8 protein-coding genes are annotated in these 8,299 nt (G+C 59.7%); 7 read left to right on the top strand and 1 reads right to left on the bottom strand.

Annotation, left to right across the window (positions count from 1 at the left end; genetic code table 11):
* From AC1DRJ_RS14550 to AC1DRJ_RS14525, 6 genes are all read left to right on the top strand, one after another.
* The coding region (locus AC1DRJ_RS14550; RefSeq protein WP_477802773.1) for a glycosyltransferase at positions 1-808 on the top strand (808 nt) is incomplete at its 5' end.
* Positions 805-1,692: a class I SAM-dependent methyltransferase gene (locus AC1DRJ_RS14545; RefSeq protein WP_477802772.1), complete on the top strand. Its 888-nt coding sequence runs from the start codon at positions 805-807 to the stop codon at positions 1,690-1,692. The genes AC1DRJ_RS14550 and AC1DRJ_RS14545, both read left to right, overlap by 4 nt.
* Positions 1,689-2,846, top strand: coding sequence for an acyltransferase family protein (locus AC1DRJ_RS14540; protein WP_477802771.1), 1,158 nt, complete (start codon positions 1,689-1,691; stop codon positions 2,844-2,846). Before AC1DRJ_RS14545 ends, AC1DRJ_RS14540 begins: the two co-directional genes overlap by 4 nt.
* The gene (locus AC1DRJ_RS14535) at positions 2,840-3,670 is read left to right on the top strand and encodes a class I SAM-dependent methyltransferase (protein ID WP_477802770.1); all 831 of its coding nucleotides are present in this window, start codon (positions 2,840-2,842) and stop codon (positions 3,668-3,670) included. Before AC1DRJ_RS14540 ends, AC1DRJ_RS14535 begins: the two co-directional genes overlap by 7 nt.
* 60 nt (positions 3,671-3,730) lie before the next feature.
* Positions 3,731-4,924 (top strand): DUF3142 domain-containing protein, encoded by a 1,194-nt coding sequence (locus AC1DRJ_RS14530; protein WP_477802769.1) that lies wholly within the window; start codon positions 3,731-3,733, stop codon positions 4,922-4,924.
* The gene (locus AC1DRJ_RS14525; RefSeq protein ID WP_477802768.1) at positions 4,911-7,028 is read left to right on the top strand and encodes a hypothetical protein; all 2,118 of its coding nucleotides are present in this window, start codon (positions 4,911-4,913) and stop codon (positions 7,026-7,028) included. Before AC1DRJ_RS14530 ends, AC1DRJ_RS14525 begins: the two co-directional genes overlap by 14 nt.
* Positions 7,029-7,031: 3 nt before the next feature.
* Here AC1DRJ_RS14525 and AC1DRJ_RS14520 read toward each other — a convergent pair whose 3' ends face one another.
* A complete protein-coding gene (locus tag AC1DRJ_RS14520; RefSeq protein WP_477802767.1) occupies positions 7,032-7,661 on the bottom strand; it encodes a LysE family translocator in 630 nt (209 codons plus the stop codon).
* 146 nt (positions 7,662-7,807) lie between these two features.
* Here AC1DRJ_RS14520 and AC1DRJ_RS14515 point away from each other — a divergent pair, with 146 nt between their 5' ends.
* Positions 7,808-8,281 carry an Lrp/AsnC family transcriptional regulator gene (locus tag AC1DRJ_RS14515; protein WP_477802766.1) on the top strand — a complete coding sequence of 158 codons (474 nt, stop codon included), beginning with the start codon at positions 7,808-7,810 and terminating at the stop codon, positions 8,279-8,281.
* Positions 8,282-8,299: the final 18 nt, after the last annotated feature.

Here is an 8,299-nt window from a genome sequence, read left to right as displayed (position 1 = left end):
GGCCAGTCAGGTGCGATTGAAGATCAAAGGCTTGCTGGCAGACAGCCGCACACTCGACTTGCGCGCCTTTGGGCCGGAACATCTGCGCGCGGGTAAAGGTATCGATTTTGAAGCGCCACCGCGTAAACACGAGTTGGTCCTCGACGGGGTAATTTACACCTCAGTGTTTAACCCCGGTGACGGGCGCAAGAATTGGGAAGACATGCTCAGTGCGTTCTGCGTGACAKTCCGTGAGGTGGGCGATGCGACTCTGGTGCTTAAACTGACGCACCATGACGCCGAAGAAGCGCTGACCGATATTCTCCACCACTTGTACAAAAACCAGTCCTATCGCTGCCGCATCGTGCTGATCTACGGCTACCTCGAGGATGCGGACTACGAGCGTCTGGTGCAGGCCACCAGCTACGTAGTCAATACGTCGTACGGCGAGGGCCAATGTTTACCGCTGATGGAGTTCATGTCCTGCGGAAAACCGGCAGTGGCACCACGGACCACGGCGATGATTGATTACCTGGACGCCGATAATGCGTTTTTGATCGACTCTACCGAGGAGCTGACGGCCTGGCCTCACGATCCGCGTCGGGCTTTCCGTACCCTGCGTTACATCACCAATTGGGCGTCGTTGTGCGGCGCTTATCGGGCCAGCTACGACGTCGCCAAAAACGACCCGGACCGTTATGCACAGATGTCCGCGCATTCAGTGGACAGCCTCGAAAAATTTTGCAGCCAGGCCAACGCCGAGCAACGACTGAAAGAATTTTTTGCCCGACAGTTCGAAACCCGCGTTATGGAAACCCCCCAGGCATGATCCGCGCATGGGTTAGACGTTTGTTTCCAGAGGTGAAAGCTGAATCTGTGCCCGTTGAACCGAGCCCCGTTTCACCACGAGATGTAGGCTTGCACGACGCGATGCACGACGGCTGGTTCTGCGGCGACAGCGGGGAATTGCTAAAGGGCTTTGCCATTACGGCCGACGACACGTTACTGGATGTCGGCTGTGGAGAGGGTGTTGCTACCCTGTTTGCAGTGCGCCAAGGCGCGTCGGTGATCTTCACCGACAGCGAGCACGACAAGGTCCGCGACCTGGCCCGGCAAGTAAACGCGCAATCGGATAAAGCCAACCTCGGTCTGGTCAGCAACAGCCTGCCTTTACCGTTGGCCGACGGTTGCGCTAGCAAAGTGGTGTGCATGGAAGTGCTGGAGCACATCGATCAACCCGAGCCCTTCATTGCCGAGTTGGTGCGCATGGGCTGCCCGGGTGCGTTGTATCTGCTCAGCGTTCCAGCGCCGGTGGGCGAGCATTTGCAGAAAGGCATTGCCCCCGCGAGCTACTTCCAATCGCCCAATCACGTACAGATTTTTACCCCGGAACGCTTCGCCGCATTGGTGGAGGACGCGGGGCTGGTGATCGAGCATCGCCAGGCCAGCGGATTTTTCTGGGTGATGGGCATGATCTTTTTTTGGGCCAGTGAGCGGGCTGCCGGCCGGGATCTGGGGGGCGCCGTGCGTGACCGGATCCAGGCACCGTATCCGCCGCTGATGGAAAGTTGGGCGAAAACCTGGCAGGACCTGCTGGCGCAACCGAACGGATTGGCAATCAAGCAGATGCTTGATCAGTTCATGCCCAAGAGCCAGGTAATCATCGCCCGCAAACCGGTGGGTGCCGGGGCAGCGTCCAGGAGGACGTCATGAGCAACGCCAAGCGGATAATGGACATCGAGTTGTTGCGTGCGATGGCGGTACTCGGTGTGCTGTTCCATCACATGCAAGACAGCCTGTTCGCGGCTTCGGTGCCACTGTTGCAATCCGTCACTGCAATCGGCCAACTTTGGTGGGGTGTGGATCTGTTTTTTGCCATCTCGGGGTTTGTCATCGCGCGCAGTTTGATCCCGGCGTTGCAAGGCTGCAGCACCCGTCAGGAATATTGGCAGCAGACGCGTAATTTCTGGTTGCGCCGTGCCTTTCGATTGTTGCCATCGGCCTGGTTGTGGCTGGCGCTGATGTTGCTGGCTTGCCTCTTTCTGAACCGTTCCGCAGCTTTCGGTACGCTGCATGCTAACGTGCAGGCGACGCTGGCGGGTGTGGCGCAATACGCCAACTTCCGCTTCGCCGACAGCTTCTTTCACTACGAATACGRCACCAGTTTTGTTTACTGGAGTTTGTCGCTGGAAGAGCAGTTCTACCTGCTGTTTCCGCTGCTGATTCTGGTCTGCCGAAAGCACCTGGTCTGGGCCTTGCTCGCGCTGGTTGCCGTGCAATTGTTCACGTTGCGCACGGCAACTCTGATGGTTGTTCGCACCGATGCGCTGGCCCTCGGTGTGCTGTTGGCGATGTGGAGTGCACAACCTTCGTACCTGCGTTGGGAGCCGACGTTTTTGCGCCGCCCATGGGTGGGTGTTTCGGCGCTGATGGCACTGTCGCTAGGGCTGAGTTTCATGGCGACTGAACGCTTCACTTTTGCCAACTACCGTATCGGCGTGATTGCCATGTTGTGCGCGGTACTGGTTTGGATTGCTTCTTATAACCGTGATTACCTGATGCCGCGGGGTGTGTTCAAGAACCTGATGACGTGGGTCGGCAGCCGGTCCTACGGGATTTATCTGATCCACATTCCGGCTTACTTGTTGGTACGCGAATTCACATTCCGCTTACAGGCTGCCGGGATGCCCAATCCGGCGGGCCATCCGATTCTGATGTTGCTGATGGCTTGCGCCCTGATCGTGCTGTTGAGTGAACTTAACTACCGCTTCATCGAAATGCCCATGCGCAACCGCGGCGCCTCGCTGGTCAAACACTTGGGTACATCCCGAACAACCGTCCAATCCTCTGGAGCTGCCTCATGCTGAGCCTTTTGAAGAAATTCACGGCGGGCATGCCCGCTCCCGTGCAGCCAGTGGCGGATAACGTCGAGAAGGTCGACCCGTACATGCTGGGCCTGCACGACGCGATGCTCAGTGGCTGGTTCAATCAGCAAACCGGCGAACTGTTCACCGGTTTTCCGGTGAGCGCTGAAGACACGCTGTTGGATGTGGGCTGTGGTGACGGCGGCAACGTGCATTTCTGCGGCATGCGCGGGGCGAAAATCATCATCGCTGATATTGACGCGGCTAAGGTCGAAGCCACCCGTCAGCGCCTCGGTGATACCCCGGCCCGCGACATCGAATGCCATGTCACCGACTGCAATCCGCTGCCGATTGCCGACGCCACGGCCACCCGCGTGGTGTCCACCGAAGTCATCGAACATGTGGACGACCCGGCGCAGTTCCTTGCTGAGTTGGTGCGTGTCGGCAAGCCGGGCGCACTGTATTTGCTCAGCGTTCCACACCCGAGTTCCGAAGGCCTGCAAAAGGACATCGCCGCGCCCGAGTATTTTCAGAAGCCCAACCACATTCGCATCATCAGCGAAGAGCAGTTCAAGGCGATGGTCAGCGATGCTGGCCTGGAAGTGCTCAGCCACAGCCAGTACGGCTTCTACTGGTCGATGTGGATGCTGCTGTTCTGGGAAGCCAAGGTCGACTTCAGCAATCCCGACCATCCGTTGCTCAACCACTGGGCCGAGACCTGGAAAACCGTTCTGGATTCGCCTCGTGGCGCACAGATCAAACAGGCGCTGGACGCGGTCGTGGCGAAAAGTCAGGTGATCATTGCCCGCAAGCCTGTGGCTGAGTAATCGATACCTGGCCACAGGTTTGTGTACCCTGTAGCCCTGTTTTTCAGGGATCAGGGTGTCATGGTGTTTTTCGTTCGTCTCTCGGCCCTGATTGTTGCGTTGCTGCTCAGCGGTTGCGAGCAGCAAGACGCGCCACCGCTCGATCAGCAACTCTACATCTGGCAACGGCAATGGACGCCGGCCCATGACGCCGCCCTGCGCGACAGTCGCGCAGACTTTTCGACGCTGCGGGTGTTGGCCTTGCAGGCGTTTCCTCAAGCCGGCTGGCATCGGGCACGGATCGATCCGGGGTTGCTTAAACGCGATGGTCGGCCGCTGATTGCGGTGATTCGTCTAGATGGTCAGCTCAATCCCTTGGACCAGGACGAAGTTACGGCGCAAATCCAACAGGTGCTCAGCGACTGGCAAGGGCAGGGGCTGACGCTGTCCGGTGTGGAAATTGACCACGACGCGGGTAATGCCCGACTACCGGCCTATCGAGCATTTCTGGCGCACCTGCGTGCAGTTATACCGACGACTTTGTCGCTAAGTATTACGGCGTTGCCGGCGTGGTTGGACAGTTCCGAGCTGCCGGCTCTCCTATCGACTGTGGATAGCAGCGTGTTGCAGGTGCATGCGGTGAGCGATCCACGGCGCGGGCTGTTCGATCCGGTTAAGGCGCGACAGTGGGTCAGGGAGTGGAGTCGCCTCACGACGAAACCTTTCTATCTGGCGCTGCCGGCCTACGGTGTGGCGTTGTTGCCAAGCGTCGGTGGTGCCCCCGTGGTGGAAAGCGAGGTGCCGGTGGGTCGGGGTGGCGAGCGCCGGGAACTGCTGGCTGATCCGCAGCAACTGAGCACACTTGCCACCGAATTGCGCGCCGATCCACCCGCGCATCTGACCGGCTTGATCTGGTTTCGCCTGCCGCTCGCGGGCGACCGTCGGGCTTGGAGCCTGACAACGCTGGGCGCGGTGGCTCGCGGTGACGCTCTCGACAGTCGTTTGAGTGTGAAACTTAACGCGCAAGACGGCCTCTATGACATCAGCCTCAGCAACCAAGGCAACCTCGACACTGCCTGGCCCGAACGCTTGACCCTGGCCGTACAGGGCTGTGATGGCGCCGATGCGTTGGCCGGTTATGCGTTGCAACAAAGCCCGGATCTGCTTACCTTCACCCGCCTTATCGACGGCCGAATAGCGGCCGGTGGACAGCGTGCAGTCGGTTGGGCTCGCTGCACAAAAATTGATCAAGGAGGTTCGAATGTTCACCCGTAACTGGCCCCGTCATCTGCTCTGTCTGAGCCTCAGCTTGCCCCTGGGTTCGGCGCTGGCCTGCGGTCCGGACTTCCCGATGCGCTTGCTGGACAACCGTGGACAGTCGCTGGCGGAGCTGCCGGAAGGCAACTTTCAGTTCGAGGTCAATCGGCTCGGGCAGACGATCGCAGGACTCAAAAATGTCGCGCAGTCGCCCAACAGCATGGAAGCGACCGATTACGCAGAACAGCGAGATGCCGCAGAGAAGACCGGGCTGACAGCGGAACAGCAAACGCTGGTGAAACAGCTGCGCAGCCTGACGGATGCGCATCAAGTCGAAGCACAGGGCCTGAGCCTGCCAGCCGAGCTCAAGCTGTATCTGGCGGGCGCTGCGGCGTTCAATGCGGGCGATTATGGATTGGCCGCCGAATACTTCCAGAAAGTGCTGGCGCTGCCGGCCGATCAACGTGCCTTGCGCAGCACCTGGGCCGCTTACTCGCTGGGCCGTGCGCTGTTTGCAATGAGTGCCGAGGCGGGCGCGTCGCTCGATCTGTTGGCGCAGGCGCGCAAGGCGTTCGAGCAGACCCGTCAGCTGAGTATCGACGGTTTCAGCGACCCACTGGAACTGGGTGTCGCCAGCCTTGGCGAAGAAGCTCGCGTGGTCCGTACCGCCGGCGACTGGGACAGCGCCATCGAACTCTATGCCGCACAAAACCTCCACGGCTCAGCGGTGGGGTACACCTCGTTGAAGCTGTTGATGGCGGATCTGTTGGCGATGCCGGACGATCAATTGAGCGCGCTGCTCAAGGATAAACCGGTGCAACAACTGGCGACCGCGTCCTTGATCAGCCGCCTGGGCTGGTCATTCGGAGAACAACCAGCGAACGAATTGAAACTGATCAAACTGCTGCAAAGCAGCACGCGCGGCAGCCTGGATAACGCGGATCGATTGGCCGCGATGAACTATCAACAAGGCGATTACGCCAGCGCCAAGGCCTTCCTCGAGCACGCCGGCGACGGCGGCCTGGCGTGGTGGTTGCGGGCGAAACTGGCGTTGCGCGATGGCGATAAAAACGCAGCCGCTGCGGCGTATGCCAAGGCGGCTCAGGCGTTCCCGCAGAATGAATCGTGGGGTTCGCGCAGGACGCCGGACTTCGACTACGAGACGCTTCAACCCAAGTGCCGGGTCGAGGGTGAGAGTGCGATTCTTGCACTGCAACGCGGGGATTACCTGCAAGCATTCGATCAGCTGTATCGCAGCCAGAGTATCTATTGGCTCGATGCCGCGACGGTGGCCGAACGGGTGCTGACCGTCGATGAACTCAAGCATTACGTCGACACCCAGGTTCCCGCTCCGCCGCCGTTGAGCCAGCAGGATCGCGACAACTACGTACCGCTTCCGGTGGCAGCAAAACTGCGCAATCTGCTCGGGCGCCGATTGCTGCGCGAAGAGCGTTACGATGAAGCGCTGGCGTACTTCGACAATGTCGATCTACAGAAGAAGGCGCGGTTGTATGCGCAACAGCGTCAGCTGGCGGATGCCGCTTGGTGGCCGACCAAACGCGCCAGCGCTTTGTTCAATGCCGCCTGGACGGCGCGCGAGTGGGGGATGGACATTCTCGGCTACGAAATGTCCCCGGACTACGCCACGTTCGGCGGCAACTACAGCCTCGAAAACACGGTGCTGAAGGGCGGACCATTAGTCGCTGAAGGTGAAGTCCAGCGCCAGCAGGCCAGTGCCGCCAAACCTGATGAGCGCTATCACTATCGATTTTTGGCCACGGCATTGGCCAGTCGCGCCGCCGATAATTTGCCGCACTCCAGCCAGGCCTTTGCAGCGGTGCTCTGTGCGGCGGCGGGCTGGAACAGTAGCCTTGAAGAGCAAAGCGCCCTGTACCAGCGCTATGTGAAAGAAGGGCCTTATGTGCAGTGGGCCGTGGACTTTGGTAACCAGTGCCCTTATCCCGACTTCGAGAATGCCAGCAAACGTTATGTGACCCAGGTGACGGACGCGACGCGTGCAGTTTTGCGGCCCTACAAGTGGCCGTTGCAGATCGGCGGCGTCATCGGCGTGACGGCAGTGGCGTTGCTGTTGATCAACCGTCGCCGACGTCGGGCGCAGTAAGGCTTAAGCCTGTTGCACAAAGGTCAGTCGCACCGCGAAGCCGATCAACAGACTGCCAAACAGCCATTGCTGGAGACGCTGGGCCGAAGGACTGCGTTGCAGCCAACGGCCTAGCGCCGCGCCGACCAGCGCATATGCGCTGTCGAAGATAAAGCCGACACTGACTAGCACCACGCCCAGGATCGCGAATTGCCTGAGGACTGATCCTGCGTGTGGATCGATGAACTGTGGTAGCAGCACCGAACAGAACAACAACGCCTTGGGATTGAGCAGATTGGTGAGCAATCCGCGTTGGACCGCTTCCGCCCACTGCGATTTCGCCGCTGTGGCGTGAGTGCCGTTCAGGTTCGGCAGCATCGTGGAGTGCAGGCATTGAATACCGAGCCATAGCAGGTAGGCGGCCCCGGCCAGACGCACCACATCGAAGGTCCACGGCGCGGCTTTGAACAGCGCAGCCAGCCCCAGCGCGGCCAACGCCACATGACAACCCCGGGCAACACCCAGGCCGATCGCCGTTGCCAATGCCACCCCTTTTCCTTGGCGGGCACCGGTTTGCAGCAGCAGGATCATGTCCGGCCCTGGCAGCAAATACACCACCGCCAGTGCCATGAAAAACAGCCCGAGTCCTGCCATGTTGCGCCCCCTTTCGTTGTCGATTCGGTAGGCCCAGTCTAGGGCGCAAGGCCAGGGCAGGTGGTTGCGTAGTCAGCTTCTAAAGCGATGAAGATTGGCATAATCTGCCGCTCTAAGATGATTAAACCATCGGGATCTGCCAAACCATGAAACTGGACGCCTACGACCGTAAAATCCTCGATGCCCTGCAAAGGGACGGTCGATTGAGCAATGTGCAACTGGCTGACGAAATCGGTCTTTCCGCCTCGCCCTGTTTGCGGCGGGTGCGGATGCTGGAAGAAGCCGGGGTGATTCGCGGTTATCAGGCCAATCTGGATCGCGACGAGGTGGGGCTTGGGCTGACGGTGTTTGTCGGGGTCAAAGTTGAACGTCATAACGACGAACAAGCCGAAGCCTTTCGCGTGGCCGTGACGGCACTGCCGGAAGTGATTTCGGCGTTTCTGGTGTCCGGGGAATCGGATTTTCTACTGCAAGTGGTGGTGCCGGATTTGCGCGGGTATGACCGCTTTCTTACCGAGCGGCTGCTGAAATTGCCGGGTGTGAGCGATATTCGCAGTAACTTTGCGATTCATACGGTGAAGACGCCGGGGGCGTTGCCGTTGGGGCATTTGCCGCTTTAGACCGAGTCGACCCCTTCG

It is taken from the genome of Pseudomonas sp. P5_B2 (genome assembly GCF_056400445.1).
The sequence above is the reverse complement of the archived record's forward strand: the minus strand, read 5'-3'. Positions and strand labels throughout refer to the sequence as shown.